The organism is Bacteroides sp. FSHCM14E1, assembly GCF_019633785.1.
Classification (GTDB): Bacteria; Bacteroidota; Bacteroidia; order Bacteroidales; family Bacteroidaceae; genus Bacteroides; species Bacteroides hominis.
This window is the reverse complement of record NZ_JADKYL010000013.1, coordinates 74,426-94,979: the sequence shown is the minus strand read 5'-3', so window position 1 is coordinate 94,979 and position 20,554 is coordinate 74,426. Positions and strand designations below refer to the sequence as shown.

The window sequence follows — 20,554 nt, the reverse complement described above, 5'->3', positions numbered from 1 at the left end:
CATTTGTATGAATATTCAGGTATGATTCATCAAAAATCGGCATTACGCGGAGTACGCGGGAATGGAATTACATCACGGATATTAGACATCCCGGTTACAAAGAGCAATAAGCGCTCAAATCCCAGTCCGAATCCGGAGTGCGGACAAGTACCGAACTTACGGGTATCCAGATACCACCACATATCCTTCATCGGAATATGCATCTCTTCGATACGTGTCATCAACTTATTGTAATCCGACTCACGCTCCGAACCACCGATAATCTCCCCGATCTTCGGGAAAAGCACATCCATGGCGCGTACAGTTTTGCCGTCTTCATTCTGTTTCATATAGAATGCCTTTATTTCCTTTGGATAGTCGGTCAAGATCACCGGACGTTTAAAGTGGTCTTCCACCAGATAACGTTCATGTTCAGAAGCCAGGTCAACTCCCCAATAAACCGGGAACTCAAACTTATGTCCTTTGGCAACAGCTTCTTCCAGGATCTTGATACCTTCCGTATATGGCAAACGCACAAAGTCTTCTTTCAGTACACCTTCCAGACGTTCTATCAGCCCCTTATCGAACATATCGTTCAGGAACTTCACATCGTCGGCACAGTTATCCAAAGCCCACTTCACACAATATTTAATGAACTCTTCAGCTAAATCCATATTCTCCTGAATTTCATTGAAAGCCACTTCCGGTTCGATCATCCAGAACTCGGCCAAATGGCGCGGAGTGTTAGAATTTTCTGCACGGAAAGTAGGACCGAACGTATAGATGGCTCCGAGAGCAGTGGCAGCCAATTCGCCTTCAAGCTGACCAGAAACAGTCAAGCTGGCCTGTTTGCCAAAGAAGTCGTCATCGTATATGATAGAGCCGTTTTCATCTTTTTTCAGGTCATACAAGTTCATGGTAGTCACTTGGAACATCTGTCCTGCACCTTCACAGTCAGATCCCGTAATGATGGGGGTATGAAAATAGAAGAATCCCTTTTCATGAAAGAATTTATGGATGGCAATAGCCATATTATGACGAATACGGAATACTGCTCCAAAAGTATTGGTACGTGGACGCAAATGAGCAATCTCACGCAAGAACTCCATTGAGTGACCTTTCTTCTGTAGCGGATATGTATTGTCACAAGCACCCAGCACTTCAATCTCACGAGCTTGCACTTCAGCCTTCTGACCGGAACCTACCGACTCCGTCAACACACCGTTCACGCTCAGACAAGCACCGGTAGTGATTTGCTTCAGCATCTCTTCATTAAAGTTTGCCAGATCGACTACGACCTGCACATTATTTATTGTAGAACCGTCATTCAGTGCGATAAAGTTAACTTGTTTGCTACCTCTGCGGGTGCGAACCCATCCTTTCACATTGACCATAGCGCCAAAATCTTCACGCTTTATCAGGTCGACAATTTTTGTTCTACTAATCTTTTCCATAAAACTATTTTATATACATTATTATATATAGTAGTCAGAAGCCAGTAGCTGGAGAACAACAAACACCAGACTATCGGCTTCCGACTACCATCTTTTAAATTCCTTTATTATTCAAAAGATCCCATCCGGAGGAAGTTTACTTCCTGTTCCGTAAGGTAACGCCACTCACCGCGACGCAATCCTTTCTTAGTCAGTCCGGCAAAGAATACACGGTCGAGTTTCACCACCTTGTAGCCTAATGATTCAAATATACGGCGTACAATACGGTTCTTTCCCGAGTGGATCTCGATACCCACCTGATCGCGTTTCACTTCATCGGAATAGCTGATAGCATCTGCATGAATCTCGCCGTCTTCCAACTGGATACCGGCTGCAATCTGATCCATATCCGCCTTTGTCAGGTTCTTGTCCAGATATACATGATAAATCTTCTTCTTCAGGTATTTCGGATGTGTCAACTTCGATGCCAAATCACCGTCATTGGTCAGCAGCAATACACCTGTTGTGTTACGGTCCAGACGTCCTACCGGGTAAATACGTTCAGCACAAGCTCCTTTCACCAGATCCATAACAGTCAGACGAGCCTGAGGATCATCCGAAGTAGTCACACAATCTTTCGGTTTATTCAGCAACACATACACTTTGCGTTCAATACTGACTGTTTCGTCATGGAACTTCACCACATCGGCACGCTTGATCTTTGTACCCAATTCTGTAACGACTTCGCCATTAACAGAAACCACACCTGCTGTGATAAACTCATCTGCTTCACGACGAGAGCAAACTCCCGCATTGGCCAGAAACTTATTCAGACGAATCGGCTCATTCGGATCAACAAACTGTTCTTTGTATTCAATCTGTTTCTTCTTACTGTATTTAGCATTCGGATCGTAATCTCCCGTACGGCGCACCGGACGTGAGAACCCTTGCGATCTGTTATCGTTATTGAATCTCGGACGATAAGGACGGTCGCCACCTTCACGATTGTATGAAGGACGTTGCGGACGGTCTCCATAAGAACGCTGCGGACGGTCGCCACCTTCGCTGTTAAAGCGCGGACGGTAAGGACGGTCGCCACCTTCACGGTTGTATGAAGGACGTTGCGGACGGTCGCCATAAGAACGCTGCGGACGGTCACCACCTTCGCTGTTAAAGCGCGGGCGATAAGGACGGTCGCCACCTTCACGGTTGTATGAAGGACGTTGCGGACGGTCGCCATAAGAACGCTGCGGACGATCACCACCTTCGCTGTTAAAGCGCGGGCGGTAAGGACGGTCACCACCTTCACGGTTGTATGAAGGACGTTGAGGGCGGTCGCCATAAGAACGCTGCGGACGATCTTCACTATTACTATTAAATCTCGGACGATAAGGACGGTCGCCACCTTCACGATTGTATGAAGGACGATTGTATCCACCTTCTCTGTTATAACTTCTGTTACCATCACGGCCGGCGTCTGTATTCTCGCTCTTGGAGTCTTCGCGCCATTCTTCGTTTTCTGTGCTCATTTTCTTATTCGAATAAAAATTAAACTTTTGGCCTCACGGCCTGATTTCAAACACTTATATTATATATAACAATAATCACCCTTAAATTCCCGTATACGAATGGGGAGTGATTACTCTTAATTCTTTTTTTATTTCTTCACTGACATCCAGTCCTTCGATAAACTCCTTGATCGAAGCTTCTGTAATAGCCTGATTGGTACGAGTCAATGCCTTCAGGGCTTCGTACGGATGCGGGTAAGCCTCACGACGAAGAATAGTCTGAATAGCCTCAGCCACTACACTCCAACAGTTATCGAGGTCACGGCAGATTGCGGTCTCGTTCAGCAACAGCTTGCGCAATCCCTTCAACGAACTCTGGATAGCGATCACAATATGTCCGAACGGAGTACCTACATTACGCAATACGGTAGAATCCGTCAAGTCACGCTGCAAACGTGATACGGGAAGTTTCACTGCGAGGTGTTCCAGAATAGCATTAGCCATACCCAAGTTACCCTCCGCATTTTCAAAGTCAATCGGATTCACCTTATGCGGCATTGCGCTCGATCCTACCTCTCCGGCCTTGATTTTCTGCTTGAAATATTCCATTGAGATATATTGCCAGAAGTCACGGTTCATATCAATCATTACCGTATTAATACGTTTCATGGCATCGAAGATAGCCGACAGGTTATCATAATTTGAAATCTGTGTTGTATATTCTTCGCGTTCCAATCCCAGTTTCTCTGCAACAAAGCGATTTCCGAATGCTTTCCAATCATATTCGGGATAAGCCACATGGTGTGCATTATAATTTCCGGTTGCACCACCGAACTTAGCTGTTACAGGACATGCCTTCAGAGTTGCCAACTGGCGTTCCAGCCGGTAAACAAAAACCATGACTTCTTTACCCAAGCGTGTCGGAGATGCCGGCTGACCGTGAGTTTTGGCAAGCATCGGAATAGTTTCCCATTCGGCAGCATATGTCTTCAACTGAGCAATCAGTTCCTCAATCAGCGGATAATAAACCTGCTCCAACGCCTCTTTGATAGAGAGAGGAATTGAAGTGTTGTTAATATCCTGCGAGGTCAGTCCGAAATGGATAAATTCCTTGTATTTGTCCAACCCGCCTAACTTATCAAACTCTTCTTTCAGGAAATACTCTACGGCCTTTACATCGTGATTAGTCACACTTTCAATATCTTTAATGCGCTGTGCATCGGCTTCCGTAAAATTACGATAGATATTGCGTAATGACTCGAACACACTCTTATCAATTCCTTTCAGTTGCGGCAACGGAAGTTCACACAAAGTAATAAAATACTCTACTTCTACCTGCACGCGGTATTTAATCAACGCATATTCGGAAAAATATGCCGCTAAAGCTTCAGCCTTGCCTCTATATCGGCCGTCAATCGGAGATATGGCCGTAAGTAAATCAAGTTTCATATTGTCGTTTAGATAATTATCAGGTTGCAAAATTAACTCTTTTTCCTGAGTTATAAGGCATAAGGAGTGAGAAAGTTTGTATAAAAGAGACTAAAATAACGATGAGTGATCTATGACAAACGGTGAACAGCCCGCATTATAATATTGCCGCAAGCAATTCACCGTTCCTCATTTATCGTTGATCACTTATTATTCCGTGTCGATCACAGTCCGTCAATCATTCATCATCAATTATTCAGTTTCATCAGCACCGGTGTCTTCACCGTCTTCACCTCGGCCTGAGGAACTTCATTCAATTGTTCAAAAATAACAATCTTATTTGTTCCTTTCTTCAACCACACTCCCGGGATATAAAGGGTTTGCTGCGGTCCCACCTTCCAATAGCGCCCGATGTTGACACCATTTACAAAGATGATACCTTTTCCCCAATTTTCCATATCGATAAATGTATCTCCGACGTTATCCAACGTAAAGGTCCCTTCATAAAGCACCGGACAACCTTTCAGTTTTGCGGCCTCAGCAGGCACATTCGCATGTGCATCAGCTTTCAGTTTTGCCAGGTCGGGCATTTCGCTCATCGGCAACTGATACATATCCCACTCACCTGTAATTTCCTTACCCGCTATCTTGACCGGACTAATGATACCCTTGGTATTATGCACAATTTCACTACCATAATTAATACGTCCCATATTTTCAACCAGTATCTGCAAAGTAGCATTAAACGGCACCTCAATCTCCATTGAATAAGTCTTGGTATTCCGGTTCAACACACCTACCTGCTCTCCATCCACATACACAACCGCATAGTCACGCAGTCCCGGTATCTCAAGCGTTCCACTGATAGGTTGATTAAAATGACGGGTATATAACACATATCCATACCCTTGATTCAACTGCTCAAAAGTCAAAGGAGTATCGGCCGACACCGGCTTTTGCTTTTCGGTGAATGCCAATACATCAGCAACTTTGGTCAATTTGATAGAGGGGATCTCAATAACCGGATTTGGAGCCGGAGCCTCGGGGACCGTGTATTTAACGTATTTTCTGATCACGTTACGGATTGAATCATACTTCGGAGTCACCCAACCAGCTTCACTGATAGGAGCATCATAATCATAACTGGTCAGATCCGGCTGAATATCACGTTTCTTATCATAATTAGCACCACTTGTAAAGCCGAAATTAGTTCCTCCATGCACCATATAGAAATTGAAAGATACGTCATTCTGCAGATATTTCTCGGTCTGACGTGCAATTCCGGAAGCACCCACCTGTGGAAACGGTTCCGCCCAATGCGACAACCAACCCGGATAGAACTCAGCAACCATATACGGTCCCTTACCATCATGATATTGATTAACCACCTTTTTCAAGTTCTCAATATCACTTTCGCCATTCGCTGTAGGCAAGGCACCCGGTGTAGCTCCGCCTTCAAAAAGCCAGCTGCCATCAGAGGTAAACAAGGGTACATTAAATCCTGCGTCAGCCAATTGCTGTTTAATTTTGGCATTATAAGCACGATGCTCTTCCAAAGGTATATCTTTTCGTTGGGCAACGTACGAACCAAACTCGTTCTCACACTGCACCATCACGATCGGGCCACCTTTTGTGCACTGCAAATCGCCCACTTCCTTATAAAGCCGGTCAATATATGCCTTTGTATATTTCAGAAACTCCGGATTATCTCTCCTGATTTCCATTCCTTTCACATTCTGCAGCCACCAGGGATAGCCGCCAAATTCCCACTCGGCACAAACATAAGGGCCGGGGCGTAAAATAACCATCATTCCCTCTTCACCGGCTGTTTTTATAAACTCGGCCAAATTCTTGTCACCGGTAAAATCCCACTTCCCCGGCTCCGGTTCATGAAGATTCCAGAAAACATAAGTCGCAACCGTATTCAACCCCATACCTTTCATCATCTGTAAACGATGACGCCAATATTGATGAGGGATACGGGCATAGTGCATTTCACCAGAAAGAACAGGTGTCACTTTTCCATTACGATAGAAATGTCCGTCTTTGATTTCAAACGCAGACTTTGACTGCGAGAATGCACATAATGGCATGATAGCCAATAGCAAAAGTAAATAAATAGATTTTGTTCGCATGGTAGCATTAATAGGTTTGTTGATGAAGCAAAGTAAAGAAATAAATCACTTTTTCACCAACTTTCCCGTCGTTTTCTTATAAAAAATAACTTGAATTAATACACCGCAACCAGATCAGCCATAAAAAAGAAAGTCCTCACAGAAATATTCTGCAAGGACTCTATGTTGTGGGCGTTGACGGATTCGAACCGCCGACCCTCTGCTTGTAAGGCAGATGCTCTGAACCAGCTGAGCTAAACGCCCGATGTATCTTTCTCAAAGAATATATAGCAAAACTGAATCTCTTTTCAATGTGGGCGTTGACGGATTCGAACCGCCGACCCTCTGCTTGTAAGGCAGATGCTCTGAACCAGCTGAGCTAAACGCCCATATATTCTTCTTCGAAAGTGTTCGGCTGTGGGCGTTGACGGATTCGAACCGCCGACCCTCTGCTTGTAAGGCAGATGCTCTGAACCAGCTGAGCTAAACGCCCGTACACTTTCCTTTTAAAAGCGATGCAAAGGTATCGCTTTTCTCGAAATCTACAAATTATTTACGATCTTTTTTTTCAAAAAGTTTCCAACATCATCAGTAAGTCTCTGTTTTTCAAACAATAGAATCCATTTTGTTTTACTTCGTTTGTTTTCTCAGTAACTATAGGATTCTTCTTCAAATTAGGTGGTAAATTCTTTATTTCTTTATTTTCAAGTTGATAATTGTCCTTTTTGCTTGCTTTAATAGGAAAAAACAGACACCGGCTGAATAAGATTGCTCAAGTCTCGGAAGTGAATTTACGCCGTCCGGACCGGTATCTTCATCCTTATACCTTTCTTCAATTAACATTGTTAACTCCTTTTGCAGGTTGTCAGGTTCTTATGCGTAAATAACAAGTCTTTTGCATTTAAAGAACTTGTTATTCACATCCAAAGAACAAGCTTTAACTCTGTGTTAAAACAAAGTTTTTGAGGATAGAAATCTTACTTTTTAAAGATATTGATTTTCAGATGGTTTATTCTAAAATTCGCTTTTTCATCTCACGGATGGACTCTTCGGAGGAAAGCCGGGATACTTGCTTTTTTATCAACTATAAACGAGGGCTTACACTTCCGAAAACTGAATTAGATTTCCATGAGTAAAAGAAAACTTACTACCAAATTTTGAAGAAGAACCTAACTTAGGTTATCCGTCCGATGCCTGCCGCCGAATAACACGTGCGGGATTGCCTACCGCCACACAATCATCCGGTATATCTTTTGTAACCACGCTACCGGCTCCAATCACGCAACGGTCACCTATCGTCACCCCAGGGCAAATGACCGCTCCGCCCCCAATCCAGCAATCTTCACCAATAGTAACCGGATAAGCATATTCCTTGGGATTACGGCGTTCCAGATAGTCCATCGGATGATGTGGAGTATAGATTTGCACACACGGACCTATCAGTGTATGACTTCCGATAGTGATGAATGCTCCGTCAAGGAAGGTACAATTGGCATTAACAAATACATGTTCGCCCAGACGGATGCCGTCACCATGGTCACAATGAAAAGGCGGGCAAATAACAGAGGTAGGCGGAAGGTCGGGCACCAGCTCCTCAAGTAACTCCCTGTAAGTATCGTCATACGTACTCAGTCCCCGCATCCGTGCCAATAACTTTTTGGCATGCTCGAACCGTACCTGCAACTCGGGTGCTGACATATCAGCCAGTTCGCCACTACGCATTTTTTCTATTTCAGTCATTTGGATTATTCTGTTTTTCCGTTCGTAAATACATATTTCTTTTCATCCGAAAGCTGTTCGTTGAACTCAAATCCTTCCCAGGCAAATGTTTTCAACTGGTCAACGGATTCTATCCGGTTTTTCAGGATGTAACGGGTCATCTCTCCCCTCGACATTTTAGTGTAGACCACTACTGTAGCCAGTTTCCCGTTTTTCCAGACGTGAAACTCAGGAGTCACCACACGGACCTCTCTCTCCACCCGTTTCCAATCAAAAAGTCCCCGCATCTCGTCACTCGCCAGATTACAAAGTATCCCACCGGCTTTTTTAATATCTTCTATAAACAAGTCGGTAAGAACCGGCTTCCAATACTCAAACATGGTTCGGGTACCGGGTTCGGGCAATCGGACATCTCCTTCGAGCCTGTAAGGTCGAATCACGTCGAGAGGACGCAGCAGCCCATAGCAAAACGAAGTCAACCTCAAATGGTCCTGAGCATATCGGAAATCTTCATCCGAAAAACCTTTGGGAGAAAGTCTTTTAAAAACAATCCCGGTATAAGCCAACAGCGCAGGCAGCTCCCGAGTCGCTTCGGAATGAAAGTCCTGATAGCGCTTATAATTCTCAACAGCAATCTTAGGATTTACCCGCAACAGGCGCTCCAACTCTCCGACAGAGAATTGAGACATTTGCAAAGCGACCTCCGCTGCCTCCTTCCGGAAGCGGGGAAATGTAGTGAGAGGCGTTTTCACTTTCGAAACGTCACTCATGGTTTTGGCGCAAGATAAAAGTATCAGCATAGACTTCTTTCCTTATTTCAATGTTTCAAAGGAACAAAATTAATAGAAAAACGGGAGTATACACTTTTTTTCTTACTTTTGTACTGTCACTAAAACCTGAAAAACTAACATTTTACCTAAAATGAAGATTAAACGACTCTACTTACTGGGAGCCTGGCTCCTTTTGGGCGTCAGTGCTTCGGCCCAGAACACAAGTATTCAACCACAACCACAACAGATTCTTTCGGAAACGCAGGCTCTGAGTCTGCCGGATACCTATCTGATTGTCGGAGAAACAGAAGCAAACCCGCATGCCGTCAGTGCACTGAAAGCTTTACTTGCCGGAAAAAAGACAGATAAGGACGGAATTCGCATCTATATCGGTGAAAAAGGGGATAAAGCTATCCGTAAATTCGCCCGGCAAATTCCCAATCAGAAAGAAGGATATTATTTAGCTGTCAACGACAAAGAAATCGTATTGGCCGGACAAGACGAACGGGGAACCTTCTATGCTTTGCAAACCCTATCACAACTGCTGAACAATAACCAATTGCCTGTAGTTGAAATCAAGGACTATCCTTCCATCCGCTTCCGCGGTGTAGTCGAAGGATTCTATGGAACTCCATGGAGCCACGAAGCCCGTCTCCGTCAGTTGAAATTCTACGGAGAAAATAAGATGAATACCTATATCTATGGTCCTAAAGACGACCCGTATCACAGTTCCCCCAACTGGCGTTTGCCTTATCCGGAAAAAGAGGCGCTTCAGTTACAGGAGTTAGTAAAAGTGGCCAATGAAAACGAAGTGGACTTTGTATGGGCCATTCACCCGGGACAAGATATCAAATGGAATCAGGAAGACCGTGATCTGCTGCTGGCTAAATTCGAGAAGATGTATGATCTGGGAGTACGTTCGTTCGCAGTATTCTTCGATGATATTTCGGGGGAAGGAACCAACCCGAACAAACAGGCTGAACTACTGAACTACATTGACGAGAAATTCGTAAAGGCCAAACCGGACGTTACCCCGCTGGTCATGTGCCCTACCGAATATAACAAAAGCTGGTCGAACCCGAAAGGTAATTACCTGACTACTTTGGGTGAGAAACTGAACCCTTCTATCCAGATTATGTGGACGGGCGACCGTGTGATTTCCGACATAACCAAAGATGGTATTGCCTGGATCAACAAGCGCATCAAGCGCCCGGCGTATATCTGGTGGAATTTTCCGGTATCCGATTACGTACGCGACCATTTGCTGCTCGGACCGGTTTACGGCAACGACACCCAGATTGCCGATCAGATGTCAGGCTTCGTCACCAACCCGATGGAACATGCCGAAGCATCTAAAATAGCAATTTACAGTGTAGCCAGTTATGCATGGAATCCGGAAAAATATGACAGCGAACAGACATGGAAAGATGCCATACGCACCATTTTGCCGAGTGCTGCGGAGGAACTGGAATTCTTCGCAGCACACAACTCTGACCTAGGTCCGAACGGACATAAATACCGCCGGGACGAATCGGTTGAATTACAGCCTGTAGCTAAGCTTTTTCTCGACAGCTATCTGAAAAACGGCTCGTATACCGAAGCAGACTTCAACTCCTTGAAAGCAACCTTCGGCAAGATGACAGAGTCCGGTGATATTCTGATGACCAACACCGAAAACCAACCTTTGATTGCAGAAATGATGCCTTGGCTCCGTCAATTCAAATTATTGGGTGAAACCGGACAAGAAGTATTGTCTATGGTCAAAGCTTACAAAGAAGGCGACAACTCACTTTTTATCCGGAAGTACCGCCATGTGAAAGCACTGCAACAACAGATGTTCCAAGTGGACCAGACTTATAACCAAAACCCTTACCAGCCGGGTGTAAAAACAGCAACTAAAGTGATCAAACCACTGATCGACCAAACGTTCACTACGGTGACCGAATGCTATAACAAGCAAAACGGTACACAGCTGGATGCCGCAACGGACTATATGCCTCACAAACTGACGAGTGACGTAGAGCAACTACGCAATCAGCCGTTACAGATCAAAACAAACCGTATATTGGTATCGCCTGCCAACGAAGTAATCAAATGGGGAGCGGGACGTACGTTGACCATCGAACTGGATCAAGCCTATCCGGGACAGAGCCTGGATATAGATTTCGGCAAACCGGATGTAGCCGCCTGGGGACGACTTGAAGTTTCAGCCGATGGCAAAGAATGGCAAAAAGCTGACTTCAAACAGGAAAAGAACCGGATCACGCTTAACCTGAAACAAGCTCCGGTGAAAGCTGTCCGTTTCAGCAATACCGGCAATACGGAACAAGAAGTTTATCTTCGCCGTTTTATCATTACTCTGGACAAATAAAAACTTATTCAATCTGTGTAAAAGGCCCCTTCCGGTATTTTCGCTAAAATACGGAAGGGGCGCACACAAACAAAACAAACAATAATTCATCAACAGCCTTCACAGGCTATACCGATGAATATCACTAAAGATAGCATACAAAGAGTATGCTCGTGAAAAAGCTGCCTTTTCAAGGCTACAGAGGATAAGATTAATCATTCAGCATGTCCATTTACCTTCGTACAAGAGCTTTCTCTTTCCTGTAATACACGAAATTTCATTTGCTGCTGTTCCCGCCAGTAGTAAAAACCTCCACACGAAATTTTGCATAAAACAACATATTCAGTTTTACGCTTCCGCATCAGACGCAATAGAGGTGTACATAAAAACTTATCCGGTTCGGAAACACGCACCCTGATTGTTTTTCGTCCGGAAGTAGTTCCGTCCGGACAGGGCAACCAGTCTATATCAAGTATGCCCAGAAGAGAATAACAATAAAAGGCAGAATGTTCATAGGCATACCATGCTCCTTCTTCCTGATACAGGAAAATACAATCAACATTCTGTGCTTCTATTTGCAATATCTCTTCCAGGGTCATACTACCGCAACGTTCTATTGAATAACTACTATCTTACGGGCTACAGTTTCCCCGCCGGAGGCGGAAGTCATCAGTACAGTCCCTCTCCTGTTCGCTCCGAAAGCTACGTGCAAATAAGCATGCGAACTATATTTGCTACTGAGTTCCGACACCATACCGTCTCCCGGAAATGCTCCGGGAGATGCGGCGGATGGGTGCAGAAAGAGCCAGCCGGCAGACGTCGGATTCAATACCCGGACCGTCCAGTTACGGTCGGTTGAACCAACCAAATCGAAAACAAACGAATCGGTATCTTTCTGGTCCGATATAATGGGATTCCAACTGACACGAACCGGCTGAGACAGATTATCACACGTCATAGTCAAGGTTGTAGATACGGCACTATTGGCCGGTGAGGTAAAATCCCCTGTTATTTTATACTTATTACTTCCTAAAGCTTGTGCAGACAGATTGGTCAGCCAATTACAATCGGCAGGTAGGGTCAGAACCGGCTGAACACCACGGCTGGAATATACGGTACAAATATCTACGCCCGTCGCCGATGTAGTCACACCTGTTTTTCCATATAGGCTGAATACATTATTAGACGATGCCATACGGTATTCACCGTCGGCCACAATACAGGGCAAATCCGTGTCTTCATCCGTCAACTCCACTTTCAGAGCATTCGAAGGTGCAGAAGCCACAGCAATATCCGGATTTTCATATCCCGGACCATTGACGCCCACCACCGTAACAATATAACGGTGGTTACGTACAATGTTCAGAGGAGCTCCGTTGTTACCGGTCATTACTACCTTATAATAGCCTTTTTTTCCCTTATACCGGGCTGCAATGACTACTCCCATATAGTCGGAAGCCGAACAATTGCGCTCATAAATGTATAAAGATGGTTCCGCACCATTAACCCAACCCTTACGATAATCCAGATAGGTTCCACCGGTAACCGGATTTGCGGTAACGGGAGTGTTAACTTCTCCTGTGCAATCGGTCGGAGCCAGGAAGCCATGACAGGCTCCCTGATGTACGGTAATTCCTTCGATGACAAAATCATCCAGTCCGGTATTTACACCCCCACTACCCTTCTTCACTTGTATACAGGCAGTGGAACGCAACAGTTTCACACCCTCTGCTTTCGTCACGATATTGATTCCGTTGAGAGCAAAACGTCCCCACATGACCAAAGGCATCACATGGTTTAGCAATGTGCTCTCTCCTTCATTCACATGTTCGAGCGAGGCTGTCTGCAAAGAAGAGATAGCCGCATTTTCTGCCATACCCGGAGTTATATCACCAAAGTTCAAGCGATCCGAAGTGCCATCAGCACTCCGCCCATTTGCAACCAGATGAATGATACGCCGTTCCGAAGTGGCATCCAAACGGACTGTGAAATTAATCCCCGTTCCGGTAACAACCAACCTGTCATTCTCTACTTTGACACGCTCCATAAACTTTGCGTCTTTGTCGAATATCAGCAAGTCTACGTTCTTAATATCGGTATCCGTATACGGGCCACCGGCACGAGTAAGCGTATTCACTGACTCCGGCTGCGGCAAGGTTACCGAAACAGCAACATCTATCTTCCCATAAGCGGGTTTCTGTTCCTCTTCCTCATGACTACACGAGACAAACAGAAGGGCAACCAGTATACCTATTATATATTGTATTTTCATACTATAGCTCTTAATTTTCATTATACACATTAAAGCTACCTCCTTTCTCCTCGATAATTATTAGAGTAAGTATCAACTACTGTAGGAGCCCAATAAGGTTTCTGAGTCTCTTCTACACTTCTCATTGGAACCCGTACCGAACGAGTACCTGTCCACACAGTTCCTTTCCAATTTATTTTTGCAGTGTGTTTCTTACGGTCATATACAATATCACAAATATGGTCATATTGCTTAGAACCGGAAGCCTGCACACTAAACTTATTTGTAGAAGTGTAAACCAGTGTTCCACCTTGATTGACAAAATTCGTACCGACATGACTCATAGTACCACCCAAATAAGCATAGATATTACAAGTCATCGGGATACCACCTCCTCTATACCATCCGGCATTTACCTGCAAGGTTACTGTACGTGGCAATAACCCCGGAGCATTCGGTTCTATGCCATGTTGACCGGGATAAGGTGCAGAATTAATTACCGGAGCATTAAAGAATGCAGTTTCTCCTTGTCCAGATTGAGCATCACCACCCCATTTCAATAGCTCCTTACTATCATAGTTAACCACACTACCTTGACTCCAGCCAACCCACTGATTCTGGAATGCATCTACCGAACTTGTATTGTAAGTAATGCCATTTACCACAACAGATGTAGGATTTCCTGTGAACCCAACTTTTACATCTACGTCATTCGAATCCCAAACAAACTGTACAACAAAATAATTAAACTCTGGGATACGAACAATTATAGCTTGAAGCACTGATACTTTAACTGTATAATCAGGATCATCAATATGTCCAAGAGTTATTTCTCCATAACGTTCTTCTTCATTTGGTTCACGATCGCAGACAAAAGTAAAAATACCGGTTGCAGGATTGTAATCCGTCTCTGGTGCGGGATGTATCCAATCTGGCTTATTAATGATAGTCAAATCACGAGTATCTCCACCATATACTTTCACATTGTTTACAGTACATGTAGTATCCGGATGCACAGTAGGCTGTGCAACCTCAATCAAATCATCGATAATACCTATAAATAAATTACTTAAATGGACAGTATCCGTATCAAGAGTCGTCATATTTTTAAAAACCGCCTGTCCTTCTCCATAATATTCATCATACAATGAATCATCACTGGTAGAGGTTCTTGTAAAAGTTACAGCTGTACTCCCTGTTGCCCCTTGGGTAGTAGCAGCAGTCGCCTTGGAACTTTGAGCCAGTAATTTCCAATTTCCACCAACAGACTGAACATTAAGTGAAGCAGTTGGATGTGGAGGACTAAATTGTAGTTTGTTGACACTAACTTTGATAGTACCTCTATCCGGTCTTTGTGTAACCGGTATTTTCTTGGTCACATTATTTGCTTTAATGGTAATATACGAAGTACGCGGATGATTATCCACATAGCTATCCAGGTCAGCAGTAATTTCCACCGCATTCCCATCCAACTTTTTCACCGAAGTAATCCACGTGGCCTCAGGTGCCTTCTCCACTGTATATTCCCGGGCATTGGTATTTACATGTATCGTGTCTTTGAATGCCAGCCCAACGGAAGCTTTATCCGTATAAAGCTGGGTCTGTGACAAATCGGCTTCCAACTGTGTATCTTGCCAGTTCAATATCTCAGTAGAGACATCGAGCTTTCCACCAAGGAAAATGCGTACCAACAAAATTCCGTTTACTCGTGGAACCCGAGGAATTACCACATCCGTCTTCTCGAAACGTGTACCTCCTTCACTGGCCAGATCGACACTCAGTTTAAGATGGCTGGTAGTCGTGTCTGTCGGAAGCGCATTCAGATAATCAGTTCCTTTATGGGCCGGCACAATAAACCGAAGCGTATCACTATACTGATGACCCGCCATTGCAGTATTATTATGTATAGTAAAGGTACCGGTCATAGGTTCCGCACTCACAGTAGGGTTGTTTTTATTGGGGTATAACCCTCCTTCCCAATTAAGAGTCGTAGGCACGTTGCTCAATTTCATGGTGTGGGTACCATTGATATCCAGTCCTCCGGCATCAGCTATCACGACTTTGACCAATGCAACGTTCCGTGAAAGTAATGCTGTTTCGGAAGCGACATTATCCTGACCGGCAATAACCTGCTGTCCGGTAATATAAGCCGTACGCAACTCAGGCATAGACGGCAAATTTCCACCGGAGGAACGGGTTTCCCACATTTTCAGTGATGAACGCCCCTGGCCACGGACAGGCTGAACCAATTCACTGTTTATATCCCTGTCGGCACTGACCAACGTAATATCCCACGTACCTGCCGCAACCGGCATGGTAAGACGGTCTGCAGCGTAAGTCACATCCGGCACTTTCTGCCTGAACTGTCCGGCAGCAGCCCCATCTCCATCAAACAGATAGACTTGCGTATTATTGATAATATCAGCAGAAGCTCTCGTCATCCTGAAAACCAATGAAGGATTACCATTGGTTCCCCCTGGCGATTCCCTGTCATCCGTACAAGCAAACGCCAGAAAAAGCAGCAAGCCCATCAACCCTGTATATATTCTTTTTCCTGTCATAGTTCTTTTTTCATCCATTTTCTTCTGAGCAGACAAGAAGACCTTGCATTTGAAATGCAAGGCACTCTTATCCCTAAGAATCATTTTATTTCCGGATCGTAAACTCTGCCATACGTTCTGCGTCAGACACACTGATCGGCTGTGCACCCGTAGGCTGGTTTACAGATTTGATTTTCAGTTTCACCTGTTTTTCCAAAGCATCCGTACTGAACAATACTACTCCATTCACATTAGCCGAACTATGGTTGCCGTCTCCACTGATGCGTAGGTCATGCAGGTTGGTAAAGACAAAGTCTTTTCCTTCTTTTGCCGTAGCATCGGGCAATGTCACACAGTTAACAATAATATCACTACCTGTGGCATTAGTCAGTAAGGCTCCGTCTGAAGCACGCAACAGCGAAACGGTGAAGAAGCCCGACACCACATTATTATTTACTCTGTGGTCGCCAAGTGAAGTTATGGCCAAGCGCGCCGGCTGATCAACAACAATTCCGCTGCAACTCAGCAATTCACCATCAAAAGCGACATTGGAACCACTCAGGCTATGTACTTTATTGAAATTCACCACCACGGTTTTAGGAAGTTCATAGCGGGTATCCTCCAATGTTCTGACATTAAAAGATGACTTTTGCGAACCATTGGCAAATATCACTCTCGGCGTCAATCCCATATCGAAATCAAGCGCATCGGCTGTGCCTTCCCCATAAATGCCATCCACTATAATATTGGCTCCCGTTGCATTAGTCAAAGGAGTTCCGTCGGTCTTAAATAATCCCAGTTCATATAAAATATCTTTGGATCCCTCTTCTCCGCGCTCCGTACGTACCAACTTTACAACCGCCTGCTGATCTTCGATAACCGCTTTTCCTACAGGCTTCACCAGATAACTCTGCTGAACATCCGACAATAGCAATTCAAAGTCCTTCACACCTTCGATCAGATCATTCGCCTTTACCGGAACCTCAATATCCTGTTTCACCAGATAGCGGTCAGCCGTTCCGCGTGAGGGAGTGAAAGAGAGCTTTCCCTTTACCGGAGTAAAGTTATTGGCCGTTGTAGCCGATGCTTCGCGAGTGGCATAACCTACACTCACAGGAACAGGCGCTCCCTCTTTCGTGGTGGCATATCCGGTCAGTGTCACAGTAAACACAGCGGTGGCTGTTCCGTTTACCGGCTTGGTTATTTTCACGTCCGAGACATAGAGTCCATGTCCGAGCTTGACAAGACGGCTACCACTACCCAGAAAAAGCAACTCCCCGGATGATGCAGTCAAGGCCTGACGGTAAATGGTAGGTTTATTATCCGTCACATAACGGTCAAACTCTTTCTCACCTGTAGCAGAATACATACAAACCCGGCCCTCATCCGAAGACAGCAGCAACACTTCACCGTTGTTAGTCACCTTAATCTTATCAAAGTTACCATCAATCGTTCGGTCAAACTCAGCTTTTCCTGTCGGCAATATACGGACAAATGTTCCTCTGCGTGCGTTGACGTCATAAGTGGTTACCACTGATTCGCCGGTAGTCCGGTTCATACCCACACCTCTCACACTTCCGTTCGAAGTACCCGAGTACAAAGCTGTTCCGTCATTTCGCAATAAAGCGTAATATCCTTTATTACCACTGCCTCCTACTAATATATTGCCATTGCGGGCCACCCGTAGATGGTTGAGCGTTGCCAATCCCTGGTTGGCAGGTATCAGTGTTTTAGCAAAAACAATATCACCTTCCGGACGAATCTTATAAATAATACCTCCATCTGTCGATGAATTACCGGTAACAATCACCGAACCGTCATTGATATTGGCGTTCAGGCCTGTCACTATAAATCGTTTAGCCGGAATGGCAGTCACATAATAAGGTTTCCCTTTATCATCTAACCGGACCACCACCGTCTGTTCTTTTTCTCTGTCTCCGGAGAAAGCCGCACAGATATATTCAGTCGTGTTGCCCAACACCTCAAACTGGTCACAATAGCCACTTCCGGTGTTCTTATACTGATAAATCACTCTACCCGATTTATCTACTTTCAAGAGAATACCTTGCCGACCGCTTCCTCCTTTCGGCTCCATACCGGAAAGTATCAATGATCCGCTTCGTAGCAGGGCACCTTTCAGAAACTCGCTTCCTTGTCCTCCCGCATAAATATTGGTAACAACATGACCACTACGGTCTAATATGACCGCCCGTCCGCTCAGCGTCACATTATCCTTTCTGCCTTTTGTATTCATCACAGCAGATTGTCCGACAAGCAGGATACGATTGTCCTCCAACTCTGTCAGCTCATTAACAGCAGTAAACCCGGCCAACGGTAACGAAAAGAGTACCTCACCTTCTCTTCCTATCCAGGTCAGATTGTACTTCTGTCCCTCTTTGCCTACCATAGCCACTTCGTCACCGGCCAACGGGCATACCAGTTGTATCTGGTTCTTATCGCCATATTTCTTATCGAAAACCACCGGCATATATTGGGCTCTTACCTGCAGACAGGCCATGATGCTCAGCAGGAACAGTATCCACACTCTATGAATTCTTGTCTTCTTCATATATCGTTTACTTTTTTATATTTCTACCTCTTATTATATATTTCGACACGCCTTGCCCGACGGTTCACTTGTATCCAGTCGATACCTCCCTCCGGCCAGCGATGATACTCAATTTCCTCTTTCACCTCTTCCGGAGAAAGTTTTATCCTACCATGGGCCTGTATACCGAAACGTACATTTAAACCATGATTGCGCAGGAACTCTGCAACACTCTCTGCCCTTCGTTCTGACAATGAATAGTTATAACTGTCACTTCCTATCTCATCGGCAAAACCATCGAACCTCAGTTCCGAAAACTGGTAGGTACCCATTTCATTGATAAACTGCTCAAGCCTCCGTACAGATTCATCGGTCAGTTCATCCGAATCGAAATCAAAATAAAGAGTCATCAGCAAACCTTCAGGTGCATATTGCTTCAATGCAACAGACTCCGGAGAAACTGTTTCCGTAGCTCCGTTCAACAACAAAGCGCCACCCAAAATCGCATTCTCCTCACTCATCCCGTAAAAGGGCATCCCCTGCTGAGTACCTAAATCTTCTACCGTACGGAGGTAATAAATATCATCTCTTGAAGCCATCTCACGATCGGATACGAAATAAGCTGTTCGCAAATCGAGCGGACACATATAATAATCGTTGAAGACGGAATTTACCGGATAGGGAAAATGACTGATACTGCCCGGCACTACCCCATCCTTATCATAATAAGCACTGAACAGGTCATAACCACCGAATCCCGGCAGCCCGTTAGACGAAAAGATGAGACGTCCTTTATAGATTACAGGAAAGATCTCATCACCTTCCGTGTTGACATCTGGTCCCAGATTTACAGGGGTTCCCCATGTCCGGGCCTCGTCATCCCAATGAACAACATACAAGTCGAACCCTCCGTATCCTCCCGGCATGTCGGAAGTGAACAATAATGATTTACCTTCATTGAATAAGTAAGGATGGGCATACGAAGACATCTCCTCCTGTGGAAAAGCCGGAACATACTTCGTAAACCGTTTCTTTTTATTCTTTAGCACAGAATAGAACAACTTTGTACGGAAAGGGCGTAGTTTCCGGTCTGCCATCTCCACTGTTGTCTTCTCTTTATCGTACTCAATGACTGTAGCTACCATTGACTTCATATCCGGCGAAAAGGTCACCGGACCATTCTGCAAGTCAGCAGGTATCTTCCGGAAATATCCATAATATCTCGGAGGTTTCTGAGCCTCGGCACCGGGTTCACCGGTTTCGTCAAGTGCATAATAGTGAGTACGATGAAAGAACAACTTTCCCGGATCATTGAATTTACTGTAGCTAATGGCATAAAACGGCTGCTCACCATAATTTCCAACCCAAAATTCAGCATTCGGTGTATTCAGTGATAAACGTTTTGCCGAAAATCCGGGGTCTTCCTGAACCGAATGGCGCATGGCAAGTGCCTCTAACGTATTCTGATAACGCTGATAGCGACTATATATATCCTTATAGGCATTATCCAGGCAGATAGCTTCTGCTTTGCGGGCCTGTCCCTGAAAGCGCAAGGCATCTATATAGTCACAGACATCATCTACCCCGAGCAGATCCGGACGCAACCCCATTGCTTTATCATAATGTTCTGAGGCGCGACCGTATTCCCTCACCATGAAATACAAACGTGCTGTTTTGAGATGAAGCGCAGCCTGACTGTCCTCATCTTTTTCACGCCTGATAGCCGTTTCGTACTGGGCCATCGCTTTATCAAATTTCTGCCTGATAAAATTACGGTCTGCCCGCCGTTCTATCCGCCCTATCTTCCGCTCCTGCGCAACGGAAGGCATAGTTCCTCCCATTAAAAAAAGGAATGCGGCAGCCGACAGGAGAATCTGTATCTTCTTCTTTCTCATTTCAGCAACTTTTTATCAG

At 44.9% G+C, this 20,554-nt stretch carries 12 protein-coding genes and 3 tRNA genes; 1 reads left to right on the top strand and 14 read right to left on the bottom strand.

The features are described 5' to 3' along the window. Positions 1 to 29: 29 nt before the first annotated feature. The 9 genes from asnS to yaaA form a co-directional block, all read right to left on the bottom strand. Positions 30 to 1,433, bottom strand: a complete 1,404-nt coding sequence (gene asnS / locus ISX59_RS17565) for an asparagine--tRNA ligase (protein WP_005782430.1) — start codon at positions 1,431 to 1,433, stop codon at positions 30 to 32. Between the two features lie 107 nt (positions 1,434 to 1,540). Further along, positions 1,541 to 2,941, bottom strand: a complete 1,401-nt coding sequence (locus ISX59_RS17560; RefSeq protein ID WP_005782428.1) for a pseudouridine synthase — start codon at positions 2,939 to 2,941, stop codon at positions 1,541 to 1,543. An 81-nt stretch (positions 2,942 to 3,022) separates the two neighbouring features. Then, the gene (purB, locus tag ISX59_RS17555; protein WP_005821980.1) at positions 3,023 to 4,369 is read right to left on the bottom strand and encodes an adenylosuccinate lyase; all 1,347 of its coding nucleotides are present in this window, start codon (positions 4,367 to 4,369) and stop codon (positions 3,023 to 3,025) included. Between the two features lie 227 nt (positions 4,370 to 4,596). After that, positions 4,597 to 6,483 (bottom strand): beta-galactosidase family protein, encoded by a 1,887-nt coding sequence (locus tag ISX59_RS17550; protein WP_220576111.1) that lies wholly within the window; start codon positions 6,481 to 6,483, stop codon positions 4,597 to 4,599. Between the two features lie 168 nt (positions 6,484 to 6,651). After that, a tRNA-Val gene (locus tag ISX59_RS17545) sits at positions 6,652 to 6,726 on the bottom strand. 50 nt (positions 6,727 to 6,776) lie between these two features. Continuing rightward, positions 6,777 to 6,851, bottom strand: a tRNA-Val gene (locus ISX59_RS17540). Positions 6,852 to 6,880: 29 nt separating this feature from the next. Next, positions 6,881 to 6,955 (bottom strand) — tRNA-Val (locus tag ISX59_RS17535). Positions 6,956 to 7,641: 686 nt separating this feature from the next. Further along, positions 7,642 to 8,202: a sugar O-acetyltransferase gene (locus ISX59_RS17530; RefSeq protein ID WP_044301749.1), complete on the bottom strand. Its 561-nt coding sequence runs from the start codon at positions 8,200 to 8,202 to the stop codon at positions 7,642 to 7,644. A 5-nt stretch (positions 8,203 to 8,207) separates the two neighbouring features. Next, positions 8,208 to 8,981, bottom strand: coding sequence for a peroxide stress protein YaaA (gene yaaA, locus ISX59_RS17525; RefSeq protein WP_220576110.1), 774 nt, complete (start codon positions 8,979 to 8,981; stop codon positions 8,208 to 8,210). Between the two features lie 121 nt (positions 8,982 to 9,102). Between yaaA and ISX59_RS17520 the strand changes: the two genes are divergently transcribed. Further along, complete coding sequence (locus ISX59_RS17520) at positions 9,103 to 11,322, top strand: beta-N-acetylglucosaminidase (RefSeq protein WP_220576109.1); 2,220 nt, start codon at positions 9,103 to 9,105, stop codon at positions 11,320 to 11,322. Between the two features lie 194 nt (positions 11,323 to 11,516). Here the strand turns inward: ISX59_RS17520 and ISX59_RS17515 are convergent, their stop codons facing one another. From ISX59_RS17515 to ISX59_RS17495, 5 genes are read right to left on the bottom strand one after another with little or no spacing between them, the layout of a single operon-like run. After that, positions 11,517 to 11,900 (bottom strand): hypothetical protein, encoded by a 384-nt coding sequence (locus tag ISX59_RS17515; protein WP_220576108.1) that lies wholly within the window; start codon positions 11,898 to 11,900, stop codon positions 11,517 to 11,519. Between the two features lie 14 nt (positions 11,901 to 11,914). Then, on the bottom strand, positions 11,915 to 13,573 hold the full coding sequence (locus tag ISX59_RS17510; protein ID WP_220576107.1) for a FimB/Mfa2 family fimbrial subunit: 1,659 nt from the start codon (positions 13,571 to 13,573) through the stop codon (positions 11,915 to 11,917). A 35-nt stretch (positions 13,574 to 13,608) separates the two neighbouring features. Further along, positions 13,609 to 16,260, bottom strand: coding sequence for a BACON domain-containing protein (locus ISX59_RS17505; protein ID WP_186993687.1), 2,652 nt, complete (start codon positions 16,258 to 16,260; stop codon positions 13,609 to 13,611). Beyond that, complete coding sequence (locus ISX59_RS17500; protein WP_220576106.1) at positions 16,199 to 18,661, bottom strand: Calx-beta domain-containing protein; 2,463 nt, start codon at positions 18,659 to 18,661, stop codon at positions 16,199 to 16,201. The genes ISX59_RS17505 and ISX59_RS17500 overlap by 62 nt, the downstream gene beginning before the upstream one ends. A 23-nt stretch (positions 18,662 to 18,684) precedes the next feature. Further along, positions 18,685 to 20,535 carry an OmpA family protein gene (locus ISX59_RS17495; RefSeq protein WP_220576105.1) on the bottom strand — a complete coding sequence of 617 codons (1,851 nt, stop codon included), beginning with the start codon at positions 20,533 to 20,535 and terminating at the stop codon, positions 18,685 to 18,687. Positions 20,536 to 20,554: the final 19 nt, after the last annotated feature.

Bases quoted from the DNA above. Each gene is read 5' to 3' on its own strand.
- asnS (WP_005782430.1), bottom strand. From the start codon at position 1,433: ATGGAAAAGATTAGTAGAACAAAAATTGTCGACCTGATAAAGCGTGAA.
- ISX59_RS17560 (WP_005782428.1), bottom strand. From the start codon at position 2,941: ATGAGCACAGAAAACGAAGAATGGCGCGAAGACTCCAAGAGCGAGAAT.
- purB (WP_005821980.1), bottom strand. From the start codon at position 4,369: ATGAAACTTGATTTACTTACGGCCATATCTCCGATTGACGGCCGATAT.
- ISX59_RS17550 (WP_220576111.1), bottom strand. From the start codon at position 6,483: ATGCGAACAAAATCTATTTATTTACTTTTGCTATTGGCTATCATGCCA.
- ISX59_RS17530 (WP_044301749.1), bottom strand. From the start codon at position 8,202: ATGACTGAAATAGAAAAAATGCGTAGTGGCGAACTGGCTGATATGTCA.
- yaaA (WP_220576110.1), bottom strand. From the start codon at position 8,981: ATGCTGATACTTTTATCTTGCGCCAAAACCATGAGTGACGTTTCGAAA.
- ISX59_RS17520 (WP_220576109.1), top strand. From the start codon at position 9,103: ATGAAGATTAAACGACTCTACTTACTGGGAGCCTGGCTCCTTTTGGGC.
- ISX59_RS17515 (WP_220576108.1), bottom strand. From the start codon at position 11,900: ATGACCCTGGAAGAGATATTGCAAATAGAAGCACAGAATGTTGATTGT.
- ISX59_RS17510 (WP_220576107.1), bottom strand. From the start codon at position 13,573: ATGAAAATACAATATATAATAGGTATACTGGTTGCCCTTCTGTTTGTC.
- ISX59_RS17500 (WP_220576106.1), bottom strand. From the start codon at position 18,661: ATGAAGAAGACAAGAATTCATAGAGTGTGGATACTGTTCCTGCTGAGC.
- ISX59_RS17495 (WP_220576105.1), bottom strand. From the start codon at position 20,535: ATGAGAAAGAAGAAGATACAGATTCTCCTGTCGGCTGCCGCATTCCTT.